Annotated in this window: 16 protein-coding genes; 7 read left to right on the forward strand and 9 right to left on the reverse strand. The window is 71.6% G+C overall.

Annotation, left to right across the window (positions count from 1 at the left end):
* Positions 1–195: 195 nt before the first annotated feature.
* Both WG898_RS11185 and WG898_RS11190 read left to right on the forward strand, forming a co-directional pair.
* Entirely contained in the window at positions 196–561 is a 366-nt protein-coding gene (locus tag WG898_RS11185; RefSeq protein ID WP_339602868.1) for a DUF4398 domain-containing protein, read from the forward strand.
* Positions 558–1,520: an OmpA family protein gene (locus tag WG898_RS11190; RefSeq protein ID WP_339602869.1), complete on the forward strand. Its 963-nt coding sequence runs from the start codon at positions 558–560 to the stop codon at positions 1,518–1,520. The genes WG898_RS11185 and WG898_RS11190 overlap by 4 nt, the downstream gene beginning before the upstream one ends.
* Here the strand turns inward: WG898_RS11190 and WG898_RS11195 are convergent.
* The 4 genes from WG898_RS11195 to WG898_RS11210 all read right to left on the reverse strand — a co-directional run bounded on the left by WG898_RS11195 (position 1,512) and on the right by WG898_RS11210 (position 12,083).
* Positions 1,512–9,932, reverse strand: a complete 8,421-nt coding sequence (locus WG898_RS11195) for a glycoside hydrolase family 94 protein (RefSeq protein ID WP_339602870.1) — start codon at positions 9,930–9,932, stop codon at positions 1,512–1,514. The two genes, WG898_RS11190 and WG898_RS11195, sit on opposite strands and share 9 nt — an antisense overlap.
* A 10-nt stretch (positions 9,933–9,942) precedes the next feature.
* Positions 9,943–10,191 (reverse strand): hypothetical protein, encoded by a 249-nt coding sequence (locus WG898_RS11200; protein WP_339602871.1) that lies wholly within the window; start codon positions 10,189–10,191, stop codon positions 9,943–9,945.
* Between the two features lie 43 nt (positions 10,192–10,234).
* Positions 10,235–11,398, reverse strand: coding sequence for an OmpA family protein (locus tag WG898_RS11205; RefSeq protein ID WP_339602872.1), 1,164 nt, complete (start codon positions 11,396–11,398; stop codon positions 10,235–10,237).
* 136 nt (positions 11,399–11,534) lie between these two features.
* Positions 11,535–12,083: a sterol desaturase family protein gene (locus WG898_RS11210; RefSeq protein ID WP_339602873.1), complete on the reverse strand. Its 549-nt coding sequence runs from the start codon at positions 12,081–12,083 to the stop codon at positions 11,535–11,537.
* A 128-nt stretch (positions 12,084–12,211) separates the two neighbouring features.
* On the opposite strand from WG898_RS11210, the gene WG898_RS11215 reads away from it, so the two are divergent.
* Both WG898_RS11215 and WG898_RS11220 read left to right on the forward strand, forming a co-directional pair.
* Positions 12,212–12,931: a Crp/Fnr family transcriptional regulator gene (locus WG898_RS11215; RefSeq protein ID WP_339602874.1), complete on the forward strand. Its 720-nt coding sequence runs from the start codon at positions 12,212–12,214 to the stop codon at positions 12,929–12,931.
* Between the two features lie 93 nt (positions 12,932–13,024).
* A complete protein-coding gene (locus WG898_RS11220) occupies positions 13,025–13,711 on the forward strand; it encodes a Crp/Fnr family transcriptional regulator (protein WP_339602875.1) in 687 nt (228 codons plus the stop codon).
* A 21-nt stretch (positions 13,712–13,732) separates the two neighbouring features.
* On the opposite strand, the gene WG898_RS11225 is transcribed toward WG898_RS11220, so the two are convergent.
* Together WG898_RS11225 and WG898_RS11230 are read right to left on the reverse strand one after the other, a co-directional pair.
* A complete protein-coding gene (locus WG898_RS11225) occupies positions 13,733–14,125 on the reverse strand; it encodes a hypothetical protein (RefSeq protein WP_339602876.1) in 393 nt (130 codons plus the stop codon).
* A gap of 125 nt (positions 14,126–14,250) precedes the next feature.
* Positions 14,251–15,369: an AI-2E family transporter gene (locus tag WG898_RS11230; protein ID WP_339602877.1), complete on the reverse strand. Its 1,119-nt coding sequence runs from the start codon at positions 15,367–15,369 to the stop codon at positions 14,251–14,253.
* Positions 15,370–15,493: 124 nt separating this feature from the next.
* Here WG898_RS11230 and WG898_RS11235 point away from each other — a divergent pair, with 124 nt between their 5' ends.
* From WG898_RS11235 to WG898_RS11245, 3 genes are read left to right on the forward strand one after another with little or no spacing between them, the layout of a single operon-like run.
* On the forward strand, positions 15,494–16,381 hold the full coding sequence (locus WG898_RS11235) for a YihY/virulence factor BrkB family protein (protein ID WP_339602878.1): 888 nt from the start codon (positions 15,494–15,496) through the stop codon (positions 16,379–16,381).
* Positions 16,378–17,412 carry an extracellular catalytic domain type 1 short-chain-length polyhydroxyalkanoate depolymerase gene (locus tag WG898_RS11240; RefSeq protein WP_339602879.1) on the forward strand — a complete coding sequence of 345 codons (1,035 nt, stop codon included), beginning with the start codon at positions 16,378–16,380 and terminating at the stop codon, positions 17,410–17,412. The genes WG898_RS11235 and WG898_RS11240 overlap by 4 nt, the downstream gene beginning before the upstream one ends.
* A 24-nt stretch (positions 17,413–17,436) precedes the next feature.
* A complete protein-coding gene (locus tag WG898_RS11245) occupies positions 17,437–17,694 on the forward strand; it encodes a VF530 family protein (protein ID WP_339602880.1) in 258 nt (85 codons plus the stop codon).
* Here the strand turns inward: WG898_RS11245 and WG898_RS11250 are convergent.
* The 3 genes from WG898_RS11250 to WG898_RS11260 are packed head-to-tail and all read right to left on the reverse strand — an operon-like array spanning position 17,691 to position 21,243.
* Positions 17,691–19,697 (reverse strand): AsmA family protein, encoded by a 2,007-nt coding sequence (locus tag WG898_RS11250; RefSeq protein WP_339602881.1) that lies wholly within the window; start codon positions 19,695–19,697, stop codon positions 17,691–17,693. The genes WG898_RS11245 and WG898_RS11250 overlap by 4 nt on opposite strands.
* Positions 19,694–20,329 carry an ABC-type transport auxiliary lipoprotein family protein gene (locus WG898_RS11255; RefSeq protein WP_339602882.1) on the reverse strand — a complete coding sequence of 212 codons (636 nt, stop codon included), beginning with the start codon at positions 20,327–20,329 and terminating at the stop codon, positions 19,694–19,696. The genes WG898_RS11250 and WG898_RS11255 overlap by 4 nt, the downstream gene beginning before the upstream one ends.
* Positions 20,326–21,243 (reverse strand): MlaD family protein, encoded by a 918-nt coding sequence (locus tag WG898_RS11260; RefSeq protein WP_339602883.1) that lies wholly within the window; start codon positions 21,241–21,243, stop codon positions 20,326–20,328. Before WG898_RS11260 ends, WG898_RS11255 begins: the two co-directional genes overlap by 4 nt.

Raw genomic sequence — 21,243 nt, forward strand, 5'->3', positions numbered from 1 at the left:
CATCCTTGTAGCGAAAGGGCAGCGGTCACCGCCCCTGCCGACCAATGTAGGCAGGCCCTGGGGCACTGCCCATAGTCGGGCAGCACCTGCTCTTGTAGGACGACACCGCATCTGCCGGCTCTGTGCGTCAACGCACCGACGCCGGCAACGGGGCGACGCAGGCTGGCCGGGACATCCCAACCACGGAGTAGCACCATGCGTACCCTTTCTGTATTCGCCCTGAGTGGCTTGTTGATCCTCGCCCTGGCAGCCTGCGCCAGCACCCCGCCGCCCGCCGCCGAGATGGCGCTGGGCAAGGCCGCCATGGGCCAGGCCTTGAGCGCTGGCGGCAACGAATACGCGCCGGCCGAGATGCGCATGGCACGCGACAAGCTGGAGCGTGCCCAAATTGCCATCAACGACAAGCAGTACGCCCAGGCCCGTCTGCTGGCCGAGGAGGCGCAGGTCGACGCGCGGCTGGCGCAGAGCAAGTCGGAGGCCGGCAAGGCCGGCAAGGCCGCGATGGCCGTCAAGGAAGACGGCCGCGTGCTGCGCGAAGAACTCGAGCGCAAGGCGCCGTGAACGCCGTGAACCCCCTCAACACCCGCAAGGAATCCATCATGAGCATCATCCGCAGCAATCCCAGTACCCTGATCGCCCTGGCGGCCAGCGCCGTCCTGATGGCGTGCAGCTCGATACCGGCCAGCAACCCGCAACTCGATACCGCGCGCGCCGACTACCGCCAGGCCCAGAACGACGCGCAGACGCGCGAGCTGGCGTCGGCCGAGCTGAAGCAGGCGGGCGAGGCGCTGGAGCGTGCCGACCAGGCCTATGCGCGCCGCGACGAAACCGGCAGCGTCAATCACCTCGCCTATGTGGCGGCACAACGCACGGCGATCGCGCAGGAAAGCGCACGCCAGCGCGCCGCCGAGCGCGCGGTGGCGCAGTCGCAGGTGGAACGCGACCGTATGCGACTGGCCGCCCGCACCAGCGAGGCCGATGCCGCCAAGCTCAGCGCCGCCACGGCGCAGCGCCAGACCCTGGACGCGCAGCGCCAGACCTCGATGGCGGTGGCCGATGCCGAGGCCGCGCGGCGCGCTGCCGACGATGCCCAGGTGCGCACCTACCAGCTCGAAACCGAGCTGCGCGCGCTCAATGCCAAGCAGACCGAGCGCGGCCTGGTGATCACCATCGGCGACGTGCTGTTCGACAACAACCAGGCCCGCCTCAAGCCCGGCGGTCTGCGCAATCTGGAGCAACTGGCCGCCTTCATGAAGCAGTACCCGCAGCGCCGCCTGATGGTGGAGGGCCATACCGACAGCGTGGGCAGCGACAGCAGCAATGAGGGGCTGTCGCAGCGGCGTGCCGAGGCGGTGCGCGATGTCATCGTCGGCCAGGGCGTGGCGGCCGATCGCCTCAGCGTGCGTGGCCTGGGCGAGACCCGACCGGTGGCCAGCAACGACAACGCCGCAGGACGCCAAATGAACCGCAGGGTGGAGATCCTGCTGTCGGATGTGAACGGCGTGATTGCATCACGCTAGCAGGGGGACGACAAAGCTGGCCCCCAAAGGCAGTTCGTTCCAGTTCACGCACTGACCCGGCAGCAGGACTTGGGCCGCCGCTCCATCCCCCAGGATGGCGGCGGCCTGTTTTTGCGCCAGCGCCGGCGGCGCGCGCAACAGCAGGAAGCGCATCACGCGCGCGCCGCGCCGCAGCGTCAGCCGGGCCTCGGGCCAATGCGAGGGCAGGCAGGGGCGCAGGCTGAGGCTGTGCGCCTCCAGCCGCAGGCCGAACAGCGACTCGATGGCGGCGCGCTGCAGCCAGGCGGCCGAGCCGGTGTACCAGCTCCAGCCGCCGCGCCCCAGCAAGGGTGGCTGGCTGTAGACATCGCCCGCCATCACATAAGGCTCGATGCCGTAGGCCGGCCCGCGCAGGGCATCGGCGGCACGGTGGGCCGGGCTCAGATAGGTGAAATAGCGGTAGGCCAGATCGCCCGCCTCGGCCAGCGGGCTGTGCTGCGCGAGTTGCGCCTGCGCCATCAGCGCCCACACACCGGCATGCGAGTACTGGCCGCCGTTCTCGCGCACGCCCGGCGGGTAAGCCTGGATATAGCCGGCGCTGGGCTGGGCCTGGGCCAGCGGCGGATGCAGCAGGCGCAGCAGGCCCATCTCATGGTCCACCAGTTCGCGCTCCACGGCCGCCATCGCCAGGCGTTGCCGGGGCAGCGGCGCCACCCCCGACAGCACGCTCCAGGCCTGCGCGATCAGGTCGATGCGCGCCTCGCTGTTGGCATGCGAGCCCAGTGGCGAGCCGTCGTCGAAGAAGGCACGCTTGAACCACAGGCCGTCCCAGGCCGGACCCTGCAGCGCCGCCTGCCAGCCCTCGGCCGCGCGCTCCCAGCGCGCGGCGCGCTCGGGCTCGCCGCGCTGGCGCGCCAGCGGCGCGAAGCCGGCCACCAGCTGGCAGGCGAACCAGGCCAGCCAGACCGACTCGCCGCGCCCCTGGTCGCCGACCCGGTTCATGCCGTCGTTCCAGTCGCCCGCGCCCATCAACGGCAGGCCGTGGGCGCCAACGCGCAGGCTCGCGTCGATGCAGCGCGCCGCATGCTCGTAGACGCTGGCGCTCAGCGCGCTGGTGGCGGGGCTGCCGTAGGCATCCTCGGCGCCGGGCGCAATCGGCGCGCCGTCCAGAAAGGGCTGGGTCTCTTCCAGCAGCGCCTGGTCGTCGCTGGCGCGCAGGTAGTGCAAGAGGGCCTGCGGCAGCCACAGCAGATCGTCGCTGCAATGGGTGCGCACGCCGGCGCCGCCGGGTTCGTGCCACCAATGCTGCACGTCGCCCTCGGGGAACTGGCGCGAGGCGGCCAGCAGGATCTGCGCACGCAGCCGGGCCGGCGCGGCCCAGGCCAGCGCCATGGCGTCCTGCAGGTGGTCGCGAAAGCCGGTGGCGCCGCCGGCCTGGTAGAGCCCGGCCTTGGCCCAGATGCGGCAGGCCAGGGTCTGGTAGAGCAGCCAGCGGTTCACCATCGCGTCGAACAGGGGGTCAGGTGTTGCCACCGTGGTGGCGCCCAGCAGCTCGTCCCATTGAGCATGGGACGCGGCCTCACGGCCGGCGGCGTCCTGCTGCGCGGCGCTGGCGGCGAGCTGGCGTGCCGCCGTGGAGCTGGCCGCATAGCCGAGCAGGAACACGCGCTGCTCGCTCGCGCCCGGCGCGAGTACCAGCTCGCTGGACAGCGCCGCGCAGGGGTCGAGGCCGCTACCGCTCAGGCGCCCCAGCGCGTGGGGCAGCACCAGGGCGCCGCTGGCGTCGAAGAACTCACGGCGGTCGCAGCTCCAGTCGCTCGGCGCGGCGGCGCCGGCCAGCGCGAGGAAGGCGGTGCCGCCACCAAAGCCGCCGGAGCGCTCGCGCTGGGTGGCGAACAGCACACCGCCCTGGCGCTCGGTGTGCAGGCTGGCGCGGTCGCTGCGGCTGGCGCCCAGCAGCCATTCGGCCATCGCCAGCACGCGCAGATGGCGCGTGCGCGGCCCGGCGTTGTGCACCTGCAGGCGCAGCTGCTTGACGGCCGCCTGCGGGTCCACGCACCAGCTCAGGCTGATGCTCAGTTCGCCGTGCCGGTGGCTGATGAGGGTGCTGCCCTGGGCGTGGCTGACGCGGTAGCGCAGCGCGGCGTCTCCGCCGGCGCCGGCGCTGGCGCTCCAGACCTCGCGGCTGCGCAGATCCTGCAGCAGCAGATGCTCGCCGGCCGGGTCGGCGACCGGGTCATTGGCCCAGGCGGTGAGCTGGTTCATGCGGCTGTTCGTGGCCCAGCTGTAGCCGCCGCCGGCCTCCGAGACATGGCAGCCGAAATGCGCATTCGCCAGCACATTGATCCAGGGCCGCTGCGGGCGCTCGGCGGCACCGGCGCTGAAGCTGAAGCGGGCGCTGCCGTCGCTGGCGAACTCGCCCTGCGAGACTGCGGGCTCGGGCGGCGGCTCGGCGCGCACCAGCGGGCTGGTCGGCACCTCCTGGCGCAGCAGCTGGGCCTGGTCGTGCAGCGAGGCCCAATCGGCCACATGCTGGCGCAGCGGCCGCCCATCGGCCTGCAGGCGCAGACGCGCCAGGGCCTGCAGCGTGGCCAGCTCCTCGGCCGAGACCTCCTCGGCGCGCAGCAGGTGGAACTGCGTCACCGCGCCCTGCGGCAGGGCCATTCCATCGGCGAGGTGGCGCTCGCGCAGCAGCGCCAGCTCGCGCTGCAGCGCCATCTGGTAGGAGGCCGGCTCCTGGTTCAGCACCACCAGCTCGCAGGCCAGGCCACCCCATTCCCATAGACGCAGCGCCTGCGCCAGCGCGCGCAGCAGGCCCAGGCCCTGGGTGGCGGCGATGCTCACCAGCAGCATCGGACGGTCGCCCGAGATGCCGTAGCGCCACAGCAGGCGCCGGTCGCTGCTCGCCCTGGCCTCGCCCGGGGCGCCCGGATCGGGGCGCGTCAGGGTGTAGAGCAGGGCGGTGCTGAGCAGCTGCGTGGCGGCATGGTTGTCGGGGCTGATCCGCAGGGCACGCAGCCGGATGCTGGTGAGCGTGGCCGACATCAGCGAGGCACGTTCGACATGACTGGGCTGGCGGTATTTGTCGATCACCGCATGCAGCAGCGCCGGCTGGTCGGAGGCGGCGGTGGCGAAGGTCAGCAGGGCCTTGCCATGTGCGGGGATGCGCAGCGTGAGCGCCAGTGCGCAGACCGGGTCCAGGCCGGTATCGAGCGCCTGCACTGCGTTGGCGGTGGCCGGCGCCGCCATCGCCACGGCTTGCAGCCTGGCCAGCGGCTGGCGGGCCGCGCGGTTGCGGCCCAGCCACAGTGCGCGATCGGTCTGCACCGCCAGGGCGCGGATATCGGCCTCGCCGGCCACCAGGAAATGCGCCGCCAGCAGCGCCGGCTCGCTCGCCAGGCGCGGCTTGCGTTCGAACCACAGGGCCTGCTGGGCCGGCTGCCATTCGGCGCGCAGAAACAGATTGGCGAAGGCCGGGTGCGCCTCGTCGGCGCGCGCCTCCGACAGCGTGGGCTCGAAGGCCGAGATCAGCTCCAGCTCGATCGCCGTGTCGCCCAGATTGCGCAGTTCCACCGAGCGGAACTCGATGTCGTCCTCGGGGCTGACCCAGACCGTGGTCTGGGCCTGCAGCTCGGGCCAGCTAGCGTACAGGCAGACGCGATCGGCGTGGAACACCGCGCGGTAGCTGGCGGCGGTGTCGGGCGCCGGATGCTGGCTCAGCGAGACCGGCGTGGCCCCCGGGCTGCGGCGCAGGAAGAAGAAGCTGCCATAGGCGTCGCGCAGCGCGTCGTCGCGCCAGCGCGTCAGGCCCAGGCGGCCCCAGCGGCTCTCGCCCGCGCCGTTGGCGCGCAGGCTCAGCGCATAGCGGCCGTTGGAGAGCAACTGGGTGGCCGGCAGGCCGGTGTCGGTGGGCAGCAGCTCGCGCAGCAGGCCGGGCGGGCGGCGCTGCAGCAGCTGCGGTGGCAGTGGCAGCACCGGCGTGCTGAGGGTGGAGATCTCGCGCGGCGCGCGCTCGTGCAGCAGCGAGGCCACCGCCGCCACATGGGCGTTGGCCATGCCCCAGCGCTGCGCTGTGCCATGCAGCAGCACATTGGCCAGCGCCACGATGCTCATGCCCTGGTGATGCGACATGAAGGTGGCCACCGGCACATAGGGCAGCTCGGGGCTGCCCTCCAGCGCCTCGATGAGCCGGGCGGGCGAGAAGTCCAGTGCCTCGATGAAGCCGTAGCGTTCGCGCGCACCCAGCGCCTGCAGGGCGCGGAGATTGCGCGTCGCGCCATGCGGTGCAAGCTGCGCGGCCAGCGCCGTCGCGTAGGGGGCCACCACCAGCTCGTCGGCCGGGGTGCGGCGCAGCGCCAGGCGTGGCACGCCCTGCGGCGCGTACTGATAGGCCAGGCTGTGGTCGCGCCCGGCAAAGGCCGATTCCGAGATGCCCCAAGGCAGGCCCGGCTGCTGCTCGGCTGCGTAGGCGATCTGCTCGCGCAGGGCGGCGCAGCAGGCCTCGCGCAGCACGCTGCCGGGTGGCTCGGCCAGGATCAGGCTGGGCATCAGGTACTCGAACATCGAGCCCGACCAGGAGCGCAGCGCCGCATGCCGGCCCACCGCGTAGAAGGGCCGGCCCAGTGCCGCCCAATGCTGCACCGGCACATCGCCCTTGGCGATCGCCAGCAGGCTGGTGAGGCGCGATTCCGAGGCCAGCAGGTCGTAGAAGCCGGCGTCCAGCTGCTGCTCGGCGACGCGGTAGCCGATGTGGAAGAGGTGGCGCTTGCGGTGGTAGAGAAAACCGAACTCGGGCTCCCAGGCCAGGCGCTCGCAGGCTTCGGCCAGCACCAGCAGCTGCGCGCTGAGCGTGGCGGCGCTGGCCTGTCGGTCCAGTGCCGCCGAGCGCAGGGTGGCCTCGTAGTCGGCGGCGAGCCAGTCGATCTCGGCGCGGCCACCGTCACCGTCACCACCGGCGGCCGCCGTGATGCGCTGCTGCAACTCGGCCAGGCTGGCCTGCATGGCGGCGTCATTGAGCGGTGCGGCCGCCAGCTCCAGGCAGGCCTGGGCCAGCGCCAGCAGCTGGCCGCTGAGGTTGCCGCTGTCGACGCTGGAGACGTAGATGGGCAGCAGCGGCGCGCCGCTCTGGGTGTCGTACCAGTTGTAGAAGTGGCCGCGGTGGCGCGCCAGCGTGGCCAGCGTGGCGAGCGTGGCCTGCAGGCGCTGCACCAGCTCTGCGCTGCCGATCCAGCCGAACTCGCGCGCGCACGCGCAGCTCAACAGGTACAGGCCGATATTGGTGGGCGAGGTGCGGTGCGCCAGCATTTCGCCGGGCAGGGTCTGCAGATTGTCGGGCGGCAGCTGGCGGTCGTCGGGGCCGATGCAACGCTCGAACAGGCGCCATGTGTCGCGCGCAATGCCGCGCAGATAGAGCTGGTCGGCCGCGGGCAGCGCCGCGTCGGCGCGCGGCGCGCGCGGCCGACTGGCCCACCACACCGCCAGCGGCGCCGTGGCCCACAGCAGGCTCAGGGCCGAAGCCAGCGCCGGCGCGTTCGTGCCCCACAGCAGCAGGCCGGCCAGCAGCACGCCGGCCAGCAGCGGCTCGGCGCGGTGCTGGCGCAGCAGCGCGGGGAGGCGCGTCTGGGCGGCCGCCTGGGCCGCGGCGGCGGTGGTCCACTGCAGCAGATGGCGGTGACTCACGACCATGCGGTAGAGCGCGCGCACGATCGCATCCAGCGCCAGCAGCGCCTGGGCCTGCAGCTGCTGCAGCTGCCAGAGCCCGCCGCACAGGGCGCGCCCCAGATCGGCCAGGGCCTGGCGGTAGAAGTGCGCGCGCGCCAGGTCCTCGCGGTGCGAGTGCAGCGCCGCCAGCGCGCCCAGCAGCGGGCCCGCCAGGTAGGCGGCCAGCACCAGCGCCAGCGCCGCGGGCGCGGCCAGCCAGCCGCTGGCCAGGCTCAGCAGCAGCAGTGCCAGCGCGGCGGGCGCCACCAGCGAGCGGCGCAGGTTGTCCAGCATCTTCCAGCGGTTCAGCGCGCGGATCGGGTAGCGCCAGGGGTTCAGCAGAAAGGGCAGCAGCTGCCAGTCGCCGCGCGTCCAGCGGTGCACGCGCGCGGCGGCCACATCTGCGTGGAAGGGGGCGTCCTCGATCACGCTGATGTCGCTGAGGGTGGCACAGCGCACCAGGGCGCCCTCCAGCAGGTCGTGGCTGAGCACGCGCGCCACCGGCAGCGAGCCGGCCAGCACCGCATGCAGGGCCTGCACATGCAGCAGGCCCTTGCCGGCGAAGCTGCCCTCGGCGAACAGGTCCTGGTAGACCTCGGAGCTGGCGGCGCTGTAGGGGTCGATGCCGCACTGGCCGGCGAACAGCCAGTGATAGGGGGTCAGGTCTTGCAGATCTGGCAGCGGCGATGCCACCTGCGGCTGCAGGATGCCGTAGCCGCCCACCAGGCGGCGCCCGCTGGCGTCCATGCGCGGCTGGTTGTGCGGATGCGCGGCCACCCCCACCAGCTCGCGCAGGCGGCCGGGCGGCAGCTCGGTGTCGCTGTCCAGCGTGACGATGTAGCGCGTGTCGGCGGCGATCTTGGTCTCGGCACCCAGATCGAGAAAGGCGGCCGGCTGGCCCTCGGCCAGCGCCGCCACCAGCTGCTCGAGCTTGCCGCGCTTGCGCTCCCAGCCGATCCAGCGCCGCTCGCTGGCGCTGTAGCTGCGCTCGCGGTGCAGCAGCACAAAGCGCGGCGCCTGGCCGGGCGCGGCCGGGTAGCGGCTATTGAGGGCCTGGATCTGGCCGCGTGCGTCATGCAGCAGGCCGGCATCGGCAGCGGCACAGGCGGCATCGGCATCGGCCCAGTCGCTCAGCAGGGCGAACTGGGCCTGGTCCTCGGGGTTGGCGAGCTGGTGCAGCTCAAGCCGGCGCGCCAGCGCCCGCACCGCGGCAGTGCTGGTGAGCAGGCAGGGGATCACCACCATCACCCGATGCGCGGCCGGGATGCCGCCGCCCAGTGCCAGGCGCGGCAGCCGGCGCGGCCGCGTCGACTCGCTGATGAGGCGGTGCAACAGCGCGATCACCGCCTCGGAGGCCGGGAACAGCATCAGCGCGCCGGTGAGCAGCAGCGGCAGCGCGCCGGTGGCCGTGCCGGCCTGGCCGAGCAGCCAGACCACCAGGGCCAGGCTCAGCAAGGCCAGGCTGCCCAGGTACAGCGGCAGGGCCAGGCGCTGCAGCAGCACGCGCGCGACGCGGCGCAGCGGCTCGGCCAGGCCCAGCGAGCGCAGCAGGCGCGGCCGACCGGGGCCGTGCAACCAGAAGCCCGGGTAGGCGGCGCGCGATGGCTCGGGCTGCCCGCCGGCCTCGCCCATCAGCGCCAGCAGGGCCTCGGCCACCGCCAGCTCGCTGCGGCGGCTGCGCCGCGCCAGGCCCTCGATGGCATGCAGGCTGAGATCGCGGCTGGCCGGATGTTCGTAGGCAAAGCCCGGGGCGCTGAGCAGGCGCTGCATCAAGATGCTGCTGCCGTCCACCAGCTCGCCCCAGTCGGCGTCGCCGATGGCGCGCAACGAGCTCACGGCGTTGCTGACGCTGAGGTTGTCGGCGGCCTGGTCGGCGTCCTGCTGGGCCAGCAGGCTGGCCAGGTCGGGCAGGGCCAGGCGCAGCCAGGCCTGGAGCGGGTTGTCGGCGTTGTCGGCACGATCGCCACCTTGCGGCTGCTTGAGCAGGCGCTGCGCCAGCTGCACCAGGAACACGCGGTCGACGCCGCGCAGCACCAGCTGCCGCAGCAGGACATCGAATTCGCGCGGGCTGCCGCTGTCGAGTTGGTCGCAGCACAGGTTCGCCAGTTCGCGCGCGGCCTTGTGGCAGGCCACGCGCTCGGCCAGGCGGCGCAGGTTCTCGATCAGCACCACGCGCAAGGTGGTGGGCAGGGCCCAGATCTCGCCCAACCTGAGCTCGCAGCTCTGCTGATAGGCGGCCAGGTAGCGGCGCAGCAGCTCTTCGTCGAAGCCGCCATCGGTATGTGCGACGAAGGCCCAGGCCAGGCCGTAGATGCGCGGCAGCCCGGCCAGTGGCTCGTCGGGCAGCAGGGGCAGGGTGCGGAAGTAGCTGCGCGGCAGGCCTTCGTGCACTTCCTTGAGCTGGGCGTCGATGAGGTGAAAGTTGTCCAGCAGCCATTCGGCCGCGGGGCTGAGGTCCACGCCCATCTCGGCCTGCGCGCCGATATAGCGTTGAGCCTCGCGCAGCATCGCGATGTTGTCGCGCAGGCGCGGCGAGAAGCCGGCGTGCCATCGCCTGGCCACGCCGGCGTTGCGGTGTGTGAGCCCCAGGCTCAGCCCATGCTGGGCAAAGCGCTGCGGGCCGAAGATCTCGGATCGTATCGGCGGCTGCAGCTTCCCGCGCGCGGGGTCCAGCAAGGCAAGCAGGGCCGGTGCGGCCTCCGGCACCTGGCGCGCGAGCTCGGCCGCCCTCACTGCGCCGCCCTCACCGCAGCGCCATCAGCGCGAGTCCGATCAGCAGCACCATGGCCAGCAGGCTGCTGACCAGCCGTGCCGCCAGGAAACCATGCATTAGATCGGCCCGGCAGCGCAGCCCGAACCAGCGGCCGCGCTGTGCGTGGCAGACGTGCAGATGCGCGCCGAGCGCGTCAAGCTCGGCGGGGCTGGTGTCGGCGCAGGCGCCGAAGGCCGAGGTGCTCCAGCGCGCGGCTGGATACCCGGATGTCATCGTCATGATGGCCTCCCGCCGTCATTGGGTACAGGCTGGGGGAATGAGATCAGCGCGTACCGACCACTTCGATCTCGACGCGGCGGTCCGGCTGCAGGCAGGCGATCAGCGCTGCGCTCTGCTTGTTGCCCTTGCAGTCTTCCGGCTTGGTGAGCGGTTGCGATTCGCCCTTGCCCACCGCGGCGATCTTGCTGCCATCTAGCTTGCCGCCGTCGACCAGATAGCGCTTCACCGCCTCGGCGCGCTGCTCGGAGAGATGCTGGTTATAGGCCTCGGTGCCCAGGCGGTCGGTGTGACCCTCGACATTGATGACCTGGTAGCTGCTGCCGGTCAGCTCACGGCTGAAGTTGTCCAGCGCCGCCTGGCCTTCGGGGCGCACCGTCGAGCGATCGAAACCGAACAGCGATTCGGCCGTGAAGCTGACGCGCTTGACCGCCGGCGGGGGCGGCGGCGGCGGCGCCATCGGCGCCATCACCATCGGTGCGGGTGCCAGCACGGGCGCTGGCGCCGGGGCCGGCGCGGGTGCCTGTGCCACATAGACGGGCTGCGGCGCGGCGGCGCGCGGTGCGCTGTAGTTGCTGCTACGGCCGAGCGGGAACACCAGGCTCACCGATACCAGGTCCACATTGCCATGGCCGCCGGTGGTGTCGTTCATGCGATAGCGCTCGACCTCGCCGCGCACCAGGAAGCTGGGCGAGAAGGCGTACTGCAGGCCGGCGCCGTACTTGGCGTTGCTGCCGCGTGCGCGCTGCTCGTGATTGATGCCTGAGGCCGCGCCGCTGCCGACGAACTCGGCCCGGTTGCGCGCATAGGTGCCGCCGACGCGGCCGAGCGCCGACAGGCTGTCGGTGATCGGCAGGGTGGCCACCAGGTCGAGGTTAACGCCTTGCATCTTGATATGGGTGTTCAGACCGCCGCTGGGCACGGTGCTGGCCACGGAGCTGAATTCGCCGAGACGGAAGTAGCCCGCTTCCAGCGCCAGGTAACGATTGAACTGCCAGCCGCCGAACAGCTTGTAGCCGGTGTCGCGGCGGTCGCGTTCCAGGGCGCTGATGCCGAAGCCGCTGCCCAGCACGCTGCTGGCCATGGCGGCGTCGTTCAACTTGGCGCTGGACTGGCCGACACCCAGGCCGACATAGCTGCCCTGTTCCTGCGCGAGGGCGGGGCCGGAGGCCAGCAGGGCGCCTAGGCTGGCAAGCGCCAGAAGACTCATGGGGTGTTGATTTTTCATTGGAACTTTCGTGTTGGCGTGGATGCCGCGGTTTTGCGGGACAAGCTCCCTTGTAGGGCCTGGCGCGGCGCCGGTCTGTGCGCTGGCGTACCAGCGGGCGGCCGCGCAACAGCGCTGCTCAGCAGCTGCCGAAGGCTCGGTCCCAGAGCGAGGTGCTGACGCCGTAGCGCCCGGCATGGGCACCGCGATGGTGCAGCGCATGCCAGTCGCGACGCTGCAGCAGCCAGGGCGGCAGGCGGTTGCCGTGGTGGCTGAGGTGGTGCACCACGCCATAGGCGACATAGGCGCCCAGCACGCCCAGCATCAGGGCCGCTGCGGGCCACAGTCCCAGCAGGGCCCAGGCGGGCAGGAACACCAGGCCCGCGAACAGTGGCACGCTCAGCACCGTGGGCATGCCGATCAGCGCCCCCGGCTGCTGGTGGTGCGCCGCGTGCCAGCGCTTGAAGGGTTGCATGCCGTGGAAGACGAAACGGTGCACGGCGTATTCGATCAGACTCCACAGCAGCGCGCCGGCCGCGATGCAGGCCAGGCCCAGCAGGATCTGCATCCAGCCGGACCGCCAGGCCAGGCGCAGCAGCAGCCCGGCCAGCAGGGCACAAGCCAGGCCGAAGAGCGCGAAATCCAGGCGGTAGGCGGTCTTGCTGAGGACGGGATAGAGCAGGGTCATGGGCCACCCTAGGCCCGGGCAGGGCCAGAGTCTGTGCGCTAGCGAACATATGGCCGGACCGGGACTGCCTATAGTTCAGCTGCTGTCGCCACCACCGGCAGCCCCCTGCCATTTTCCGGAACGCCAAGATGAACATCCCGCCCAAGAGTCGCGGCAACCAGTTGCTGGATTGCCTGCCCGAGCCCGAGTGGTTGCGCTGGCAAGAACAACTGGAGCCGGTGGACTTGCCGCTGGGCCAGGTGCTGTACGAATCGGGCCGCACGCTCGCCCATGTCTACTTCCCCAGCACGGCGATCGTCTCCCTGCTTTATGTGATGGAGAACGGCGCCTCGGCCGAGATCGCCGTGGTCGGGCGCGAGGGCATCGTCGGAATCTCGCTCTTCATGGGCGGCGGCTCCACGCCCAGCCGTGCGGTGGTGCAGAGCGCCGGCAGCGGCTACCGGCTGCGTGCCTCGGCCATGAAGGAGGAGTTCGACCGCGCCGGGCCGGTGATGCATCTGTTCCTGCGCTACACCCAGGCCCTCATCACCCAGATGGCGCAGACGGCGGTGTGCAACCGCCACCACAGCCTGGACCAGCAGCTGTGCCGCTGGCTGTTGCTGAGCCTGGACCGCCTGAGCGGCAGCGAGCTGGTGATGACCCAGGAATTGATCGCCAACATGCTGGGCGTGCGCCGCGAGGGCGTGACCGAGAGCGCGCTCAAGCTGCAGGCAGCCGGCCTGATCCGTTATGCGCGCGGCCATATCTCGGTGCTGGACCGCGCCGGTCTGGAGGCGCGCAGCTGCGAATGCTATGCGGTGGTGCGCAAGGAGTACGAACGCCTGCTGCCGGACCGGCTCGCGCTCTGAACGCCACCGCGTGCCACCGAAGTGCTCTGTGCGCTGGCAGACGGTCGGCGCGCTGCCGCGACCGCAGACTCGGGCCAACTTGGGAGAACGCCCGTGAGCCTGGCCGAGAACCTGCTGATTCAAGCCCTGCCGCGCCCGGAGCGCCAGCGCCTGCTGGCCGCCGGCGAAGCGGTGCCGCTGCACTTGTCGGAGGTGCTGTGCGAGTCCGGCGAGGCCACCCGGCATGTCTACTTCCCGCGCAGCGGCTTCATCTCGCTGGTGGCGCAGATCGACCAGCATGGCCTGGAGGTGGGCATGATTGGCCGCGAGGGCATGCTTGGCCTGCAGCTCACGCTGGGCGTGCAGCGCGCGCCGCTGCGCGCCCTGGTGCAGGGCGCAGGCCTTGCCTGGCGCATGACCGGTGCGGTGTTCTGCCGCGAGTTGGCGCTCGCCCCGGCGCTGCGCCAAAGCCTGCGGCATTACCTCTATGTGCGCATGGCGCAATCGGCCAGTGCGGCCGGCTGCCTGCGCTTTCATCAGATCGGGCCGCGGCTGGCGCGCTGGCTGCTGATGAGCCAGGACCGTGCCGGCCTCGACAGCTTCCACGTCACGCATGAATTCCTCGCCTATATGCTGGGCGTGCGGCGCGTGGGCATCACCGTGGCCGCGGGCCTGCTGCAGGGCCAGGGCCTGATCCACTACCACCGCGGCGAGTTGCAGGTGCTGGACCGCGCCGGCCTGGAGGCCGCGGCCTGCAGCTGTTATGCCAGCGACTGCGCGGTTTATCGCGACTGCAGCTGAACACCAGGCAGCGGCATGGGCCTATCTGGTGGTGGCGGGCGGGGCGACGGCAGGCACCACCGTGACCAGCTCGCGGTAGATGCCGCCACCGGCGGCGCTGCCGGACACCTGGCCCTGGCCCCGCATGCGCGCCAGGCAGTCAAAGCGCTCGTCGCCTTGCAGAACCTCGCAACGTCGCACGGCATTGCGGCGCCAGCTTTCCTCGTCGCCCTCCAGTCCGCCGCGCTGCGCTTCGGCATAGGCCGCGCCGGCCTCGCGCAGGCAGGTGGGACGGTCCTGGTTGGTCTTTCCGGCCAGGCAGGCGGCGCGCTCCTGCTGGTAGCGCGCCAGCGGCGTGCCGTCGCCCGCCAGAGCGGCGAGCGGGCTCAGCCCGGCCAGGCCGGCCGCAAGCACACAGGCACCGAATCGCAACATTGAATGGTTCATATCGACCTCGCGTTGAATGGCCCATGCTGTGCCCGGGCAGCCCGCGCGTCTGTGCGCTGCAGTACGGCGCCCCGGCAACATCGTCACTTGGTGTTACCGACGCGGCGCGCGCCTCAGTCGCCGAGCAGCTCGCCGATGGGCCTGAGGTGTTCGACGCGGTCGCACACCGCCTTCACCGTGGTGAGGATGGGCACGCCCAGCAGCAGGCCCCAGGGACCCCACAGCCAGCCGAAGGCCAGCACGCCGATGAAGATCGCCACCGCATTCATGCGGTTGGCGCGGCTGCTCAGCCAGGGCGTCAGCAAATTGCCCGAGAGGGTATGCACCAGCAGCGCGGTGCCGCCCACCAGCAGCGGCAGCTCCAGGTTGCCGAACTGTACGAAGGCGAAGAAGGCCGAGCCGGCGGTGAGCACGCTGGCGCCCAGATAGGGTATGAAGTCCAGCACAAAGGCCGCCGCGCCCCAAACCGCCGCATGCTCCAGGCCCAGCGCACTGAAGGCGCCCCAGATCACCAGGCCCACCAGCACGCTGGTGCACAGCTGCACCAGCAGGTAGCGCTGGATCTGCTCGGTGATCTCGTCCAGCGCCTGCACGGTGATGCGCTTCTGTGCAAAGCTGGGGCCGGCGATCCTGACCATCTTGCGCCGGAAGCTGTTGCCAGAGGCGAGCAGGAAGAAGGTGATGAAGACCACCACCACCGCCTGTGCCAGCGCAGCCAGCGCACCGAGGCTGCCGCTCCAGACATAGTCCTTGAGGTCGAACTGCGAGCGCTCGATGCGCACGCGCGTCACGCCGCGCACCGTCACCGCCGGTGTGCTGCCCTCCTGCGCGGCCTGTTCCAGCTCGGTGGCGGCCTTCTGCACCTTTTGCAGCGCGCTCTCGGCCTGTGGGCCGCGTGCGCGCACCGCGTCGTGCACCTTTTGCGTTGCCGCGGGCAGCGACTCGATCAGCGCATAGGCGTCGTCGCTGAGCGCATAGACCGACCAGCCCAGCCCGCCGGTGATGCTGGCGATCAGCAGCGCCGCCCCCAGCACGCGCGGCAGGTGCAGGCGTTCCAGCGCATTCACCACCGGGCTGAGGGCATAGCTGAAGGCCAGGCCCAGCAGCACCGGCACCAGCAGGTCCTTGGCCCAGTGCAGCGCGAACAGGCTGGCCAGCAGGGCCAGCAGGCCCAGGGAAAGGCTGCGCACATCGATGGCGGGCGAGGCGGGGTTGAGTTCAACAGGGTCCATGGCCGAGGTTACCCCGCGCCGAGGTCGCGTGCCGCGCCGGCAGCCGGTTTGCGGCCAACGCCCACAGGCGATCGAGGCCTTGTCTGACGCTGGTCTCTGGCCTGGCTGGGCGAAAATCGGCTGAATGGCACCGTTCCCTGACTTATTGGCGCAGCGCGGCCGCCCGGTGCTCTGGGTGTTGCGCCACCCGGCCGCGTTTGCGCTGCGCACGCTCAAGGCCTTTCGCGCCAACCAGGGCCTGCTGCTGGCCGGTGCGGTGGCCTATTACGCGCTGCTGTCGATCGTGCCGCTGCTGATCCTGGCGGTGATCGTGCTCTCGCATGTGGTGGAGCAGGGCGAGTTGCTGGCCACCGCGGGCCGCTATCTGGAGTGGCTGGTGCCTGGGCAATCAAGCGCCATGGTGGCCGAGCTGGCGCGCTTTCTGGCTCACCGCGATGTACTGGGCTGGGTGCTGCTGGCCAGCATGCTGTTCTTCAGCTCGCTCGCCTTCACGGTGCTGGAGAGCGCCATGTCGGTGATCTTCCATCACCGCCTGGTGCGGCGCCGCCGTCATGCGCTGGTCTCGGTGTTGATCCCCTATGCCTATATCTGCAGCCTCGCCGCGGGCCTGCTGCTGGTGACGCTGGTGGCGGGCAGCCTGCAGGCGCTGGGCCAGCAAAGCATCGAACTGCTGGGGCGCAGCTGGTCGCTGGTGGGGGTGTCGGGCCTGCTGCTGTACCTGCTGGGCCTGGCGGGCGAGGTACTGATGCTGGCCTCGATCTACCTCGTCATGCCGCTGGGCCGTCCCTCCTGGGGCGCCGCCCTGCTGGGTGCGCTGGTGGCGGCGCTGCTTTGGGAGCTGACCCGCCACGCCCTGGTCTGGTACTTCGGCACGCTCTCGCAGATCGGCACCGTGTACGGCTCGCTCACCACCGCGATCGCGGTGCTGCTGAGCCTGGAACTGGGCGCCACGCTGCTGCTGCTGGGGGCTCAGGTGATCTCGGAGTATGAGCGGCTGGGTGGACACCGGTGAGGCGCAAGACCTGGCCCCAGAGTGGTGGCTGGGCCAAGCTGTTGCGTCGCAGCATGGCCATGCAGGCGCGCGTGGTGCGCCAGGCCATGCGCGAGCCGCAGCGCAAGCATGCGCCGAAGGCTGCGCAGCCCTCGAATGCCAGCAAGGCCGCCGGCGCCGGGCGCTGGCTGCCGGGGCGGGCGCTGGCGGCCGGCGGTTCACGCCGCTACTGGCTGTACCAGCCGCCGCAGCTGCAGCCCGGCGAGCGCCTGCCCCTGCTGGTGATGCTGCATGGCTGCGGCCAGAGCGCCGAGGCCTTTGCCCTTAGCACGCGCATGAACCAGCTGGCGGCGCGCGAGCGCTGTTTCGTGCTCTACCCCGAGCAGGACAGGCGCGCCAATGCGCAGGCCTGCTGGAACTGGTTTGCCACCCGCAGCGGCCGTGCCGACGGCGAGCTTGCGCTCATCATGCAGGCACTCGACCAGGTGCTGGCCCGGCATCCGATCGAGGCGTGCTGCGTGGCCGTGGCCGGCTTGTCGGCCGGTGCCAGCATGGCCGCATTGCTGGTGAGCCGCCACCCCGAGCGCTTTCGGGCGCTGGCGATGCACTCCGGGGTCGCCCCAGGCGCGGCGCATTCCACGCTGACGGCGCTGGCGGCGATGCGCGGCCACAGTGCCTCGCGGCCCGTGCTGCCGGCCTCGCCCTCGGACTGGCCACCGCTGCTGGTGCTGCAAGGCGGGCGCGACCGGGTGGTGGTGGCCAGCAATGGGCGTGCCGCGGCTGAACTCTGGGCCGACGCCGCGGGCGCGGTGGCGGGCCCGGTGCGGCGCCTGCAGCGCGGCCAGCGGCATGCCGGCGAGCTGATCGAGTTCCGCCGCCACGGCCACCTGGCGGCCACATTGGTGGAGATTGCGCTGCTGGGCCATGCCTGGAGCGGCGGAGCGGCCAGCCAGGACTTTGGCGATGCCCTGGGCCCAGATGCGTCGCGCATGGTCTGGGCCTTTGCAAACCGGCAGTTCCGTGCCGCCCGGCGGCACCCGGCATTCGCCTGACGCCGCTGCGGCGACAATCGCGCCATGCCCAGCGAACAGAAGCACCCTCCCGCCTCCCGCGACCCCCTGCACGGCATGACGCTGGAGCGCATCGTCACCGCGCTGGCCGATCACTATGGCTGGGCCGGCCTGGGCGAGCGCATCCCGCTGCGCTGTTTCACGCACGAGCCCAGCGTCGCCTCCAGCCTGAAGCTCCTGCGCAAGACCCCCTGGGCACGCGAGAAGGTGGAGGGGCTGTACCTCTTCATGCTGCGCGAGATGCGCCGCAACGAGCGCGACTAGCTCCCAATCTGCCTGCTGGCGGCCTCGCAGGCCTGCGCCGCGTGACGTGCGCCCGGGCCGTCGCCCAAGTCGATCAGCGGCAGCAGCGCAGCGAGTGGATTGATCAGCCCCAGCAGCAGTGAGCCGGCGAGCTTGGCCGCGATGGGCCCCTTGTCCACCGTCAGCGTGGGTGCGGCCAACTGGCCCTGCACGCGCAGGGGCGCGCGCAGCGTCAGCGGGCTGAAGTCCTTGGGGCTGACCAGCACGCGCAGGTCCAGGGCTTCCTGGCGCAGTGAGAGCGTGCCGTCCACCCAGACGGTGGAGTCCCGGGTGTCCATTACCAACACGCGCGGACTCAGTACGCCGGCCTTGGCCTGCAGGTCGGCCACCGCGCAGGGCAGGGTCAGGGCGTCGTCGCCCTTCAGCGCCACGCCCAGGCCCTGGGCCAGGTCGAGGCCGGCGGCCTCGATCGCGAGGTGCGAGACCGTGCCCTCCAGCAGCTCGCTGCGTACGCGGCCCTGCAGGCTGGCGAGGATCTCCGCGGTGGAGCGGCCCTGGCCATGCAGCTGGGCCTGGCCGCGCAGTTGACCGCTCAGCCAGGGAGGTGCCTTGGCGAGGCTGCGCTCCTGGCGCACCCAGCGTTCCAGCCGCACGTCCTGCCAGTTCAAGTCGGCGCTCCACAGCGCCTGCTCGCCGCGGCCATCCAGCTGCAGCGCACCGCTCAGTCGGCCCTGCGCGAGACGCGCATTCAGCGCATGCAGGCGCAGCATGCCGGACTGCAGGCTCAGCAGGGCCTGCAGCGGCCGCAGCGCATCCAGATAGCGGCTGCCCAGGTCCAGCTCGGCAATGTCCACGCTGACTTCGGCGTCCATGCGGCGCAGGGCCGCGAGGTCGAAGGGGCGGGCCGGGAGCACATGGCCGGGGCCGCGCCGCGGTGCCACCAGCAGGGTGGGTGCGCTGGCGGGGGCATCGCTGGCGGCCACCGCGCTGGTGCTGCCCAGCGCCGGCCCCAGATCGGCCAGCAGCAAGCGCCGGCCGATCAGCTGGCCGGTCAGCAGCGGCTGGCTGCGGCCGGCGTCGTAGTTGAAGACGCCGCGCAGCCGACTCGCACCGACCCGGAAATCGTCGAGCACGACGCGCCAGGTCTGGCCCTGCTTGCGCATGGCGCCTTCGCTGCGAAAGGCCGCGGTGCTGGGCAGGGTCACGCCCAGCGGGTCGCCCACCGCCGCCAGCGAGGGGCCGTCGAGCCGGAAGCGGCCATCCAGCGCGCCGAGATGGCGTACATCGGTGGCCGTGCCCTCGAAGCCGAACCGGGCGCGGCCCACCGTGGCCTGCAATTTGACCGGCACCGCCAGCGCGCCTTCGCCGTCGCCCAGCCAGGGCAGCAGGCCGGCCGCGCTGAGCGTGAGCTGCAGGGGCAGCTCGTGGAACTGGCCGTTGGCCTCCAGCTTGAAGCGCTCCTCGGGATGGGCCAGGTCTTCCTGCAGCGACCAACGTGCCTGCAGATGCAGGCCGCCGAGTGCATCGTGGTACAGCATGCTGGCCTGGCTGACCTCCACCTCGCCGAGCTCGGGCAGCAGCACCGGCAAGGACTGACCCTCGGGCGCCTGAACGCCGAACTGCCAGGAGGCGCGGCCGTCGGCCAGGCGCTCGATATGGGCGTCGAGCCGGCGCGCCTGCCAGCGCTGCACGCGCAGCGGCTGGCCGAACTGGGTGCGCAGCAGGTCGAGGTAGCCGAGCCGCACCCAGATGTCCTGCGCCAGCAGCAGTTGTGGCGCGGCACTCCATGCCGGCGCGGCCACGCGCATTTCGGCGCTGCGCAGTGACACCCCGCCAAGCAGACCCAGTTCGAAGCCACGGCGCTCGATCGTGACGGGCTGGCCAAGCCGGTTGCTGAGCAGGCGCTCCAGCGGCGCCGCCAGCCAGGGCCAGCCCAGTACCTCGCCCAGCGTCAGGCCGCCGGCCAGCAACAGCAGCCCCGCGGCCAGGGCCCAGCGGCCACGGTGTTGACTGGGTAGCCTCATGGCCGGCCCAGGTCGGCGCTATGCACCGTGCCGATGCAGAACTCGCGCAGCTCGCCGAGCACGCGCTGCAGCGCGCGGTTGGCGGCCGCCGCGCCGCCCTGGGCATTGGCCGGGCTGGCGGGCTCCGCGGTGCTGAAGTCGCGGCTGGCGAGCACGCGGCGCGTCAGGTTGTCGATCAGGCGCGCGCGCAGCGCCAGGCGCAGCAGGCTGCCCCCGCCTTCGAATTCCTGCTGCAATGTCAGCAGCTCGGTGTCCAGGCGCAGGCCGGCTGCGGTGGCGCTCGCGCTGGGCGCCACCGGGCCCAGCACCGCGCTGCCCTGCAAGGCGCTCAGCAGCAGCGGTGCGAGCAGTTGCGCCGGTGGCTCCAGCCACTCGCTGTGGGCGTAGTAGGCCAGGCGGTACGGCTCGCGCTGGTAGAGCATGTGGCGGCTGTCGAGCCCGGCGCTGGCGCGCGGCGTGTTGACGATCAGGCCGGGGGCTGAGGCCGCCGCCTGGGCAGGGGCCGGGGTCGGCCCGGCATCCAGGCTGTAGCTGGCCGGCAGCGCTGGCGCCTGAGGCAGCAGCGAGGCGCAGGCGCCGCAGGCGAGTGCCAGCGCGAGCAGCGTGGCAGTGGCGCATGGGTGGCTTGTCATTTGGTGCTGGCTCCGGTTTCTCCGGGCCCGGGCGGCACCGGGCTGCGGCCGAGCAGCAGGCCGCTCGGGTTGCGTTCGGTCTGTGCGGAGAGGCGCTGCAGCGAGACGCTCAGGCGCTGCAGTTCCAGCATCAGGCTTTGCAGCTCGGGCAGGGCCTCGGCGCTGAAACGCCGCAGGTCGGCGCCCACCGCCTGCACGGTCTTGCCGGCCTGCTGGCTGGCCAGCGTGGCGGCCTGGCCCATCGCTTCCACGGCCATGGCGCTGCGGCCCGCCTGCTCCATCAAGGGGCCGAATTGGGTGCTCGCGTGCGCGCTGTTGGCCAGGGTGCGCGCCGCATCCGCCAGGCCGGCGTCGATGCTGGGTCCACGCGCCGCCAATGTGTGGGTGATGCTGGCGATGTCGGCCAGGCTGCTGCTGAAGGCCTGGCGGTTTGCGTCGCTGAGGATGGCGTCGACATTGCTGGAGGTGCGGTCCAGCTTGGCCAGCACCTCGGTGAGCACGTTTTCCAGCCTGGCGCTCAGCGAGGGCTTGGTGCGGATCTGCGGATACCGACCCGGCTCCGGCGCCAGCAGTACCGGCGAGGCCTGCGTGCCGCCGCTCAGCTCGACATAGGCGATGCCGGTGAGGCCCTGGGTCTTGAGCACCGCGGTGGTGTCCTGCTTGATGGGGGTGCCGATCTCGATCGCGAACAGCAGGCGCACGCGCTGTGGGTTGGCGGGGTCGAGGCGGATCTCGCGCACCATGCCCACATCCACGCCATTGAGCTTGACCGGGGCGTTGAGGTTCAACCCCGCCACCGACTCGTCCTCGATGGCGGCGTAGAGCGCGTAATGCTTGCGCATCGCGCCGCCCGCGGCCAGCCACAGCAGGCCGGCGATCAGCAGACCGCCGAGCAGCAGCACGAAGGCGCCCAC

The organism is Paucibacter soli (genome assembly GCF_037482845.1).
Lineage (GTDB): Bacteria > Pseudomonadota > Gammaproteobacteria > Burkholderiales > Burkholderiaceae_C > Paucibacter_B > Paucibacter_B soli.

Bases quoted from the DNA above. Each gene is read 5' to 3' on its own strand.
- WG898_RS11245 (WP_339602880.1), top strand. From the start codon at position 17,437: ATGCCCAGCGAACAGAAGCACCCTCCCGCCTCCCGCGACCCCCTGCAC.
- WG898_RS11185 (WP_339602868.1), top strand. From the start codon at position 196: ATGCGTACCCTTTCTGTATTCGCCCTGAGTGGCTTGTTGATCCTCGCC.
- WG898_RS11210 (WP_339602873.1), bottom strand. From the start codon at position 12,083: ATGACCCTGCTCTATCCCGTCCTCAGCAAGACCGCCTACCGCCTGGAT.
- WG898_RS11230 (WP_339602877.1), bottom strand. From the start codon at position 15,369: ATGGACCCTGTTGAACTCAACCCCGCCTCGCCCGCCATCGATGTGCGC.
- WG898_RS11205 (WP_339602872.1), bottom strand. From the start codon at position 11,398: ATGAGTCTTCTGGCGCTTGCCAGCCTAGGCGCCCTGCTGGCCTCCGGC.
- WG898_RS11200 (WP_339602871.1), bottom strand. From the start codon at position 10,191: ATGACGATGACATCCGGGTATCCAGCCGCGCGCTGGAGCACCTCGGCC.
- WG898_RS11255 (WP_339602882.1), bottom strand. From the start codon at position 20,329: ATGACAAGCCACCCATGCGCCACTGCCACGCTGCTCGCGCTGGCACTC.
- WG898_RS11235 (WP_339602878.1), top strand. From the start codon at position 15,494: ATGGCACCGTTCCCTGACTTATTGGCGCAGCGCGGCCGCCCGGTGCTC.
- WG898_RS11215 (WP_339602874.1), top strand. From the start codon at position 12,212: ATGAACATCCCGCCCAAGAGTCGCGGCAACCAGTTGCTGGATTGCCTG.
- WG898_RS11225 (WP_339602876.1), bottom strand. From the start codon at position 14,125: ATGTTGCGATTCGGTGCCTGTGTGCTTGCGGCCGGCCTGGCCGGGCTG.
- WG898_RS11250 (WP_339602881.1), bottom strand. From the start codon at position 19,697: ATGAGGCTACCCAGTCAACACCGTGGCCGCTGGGCCCTGGCCGCGGGG.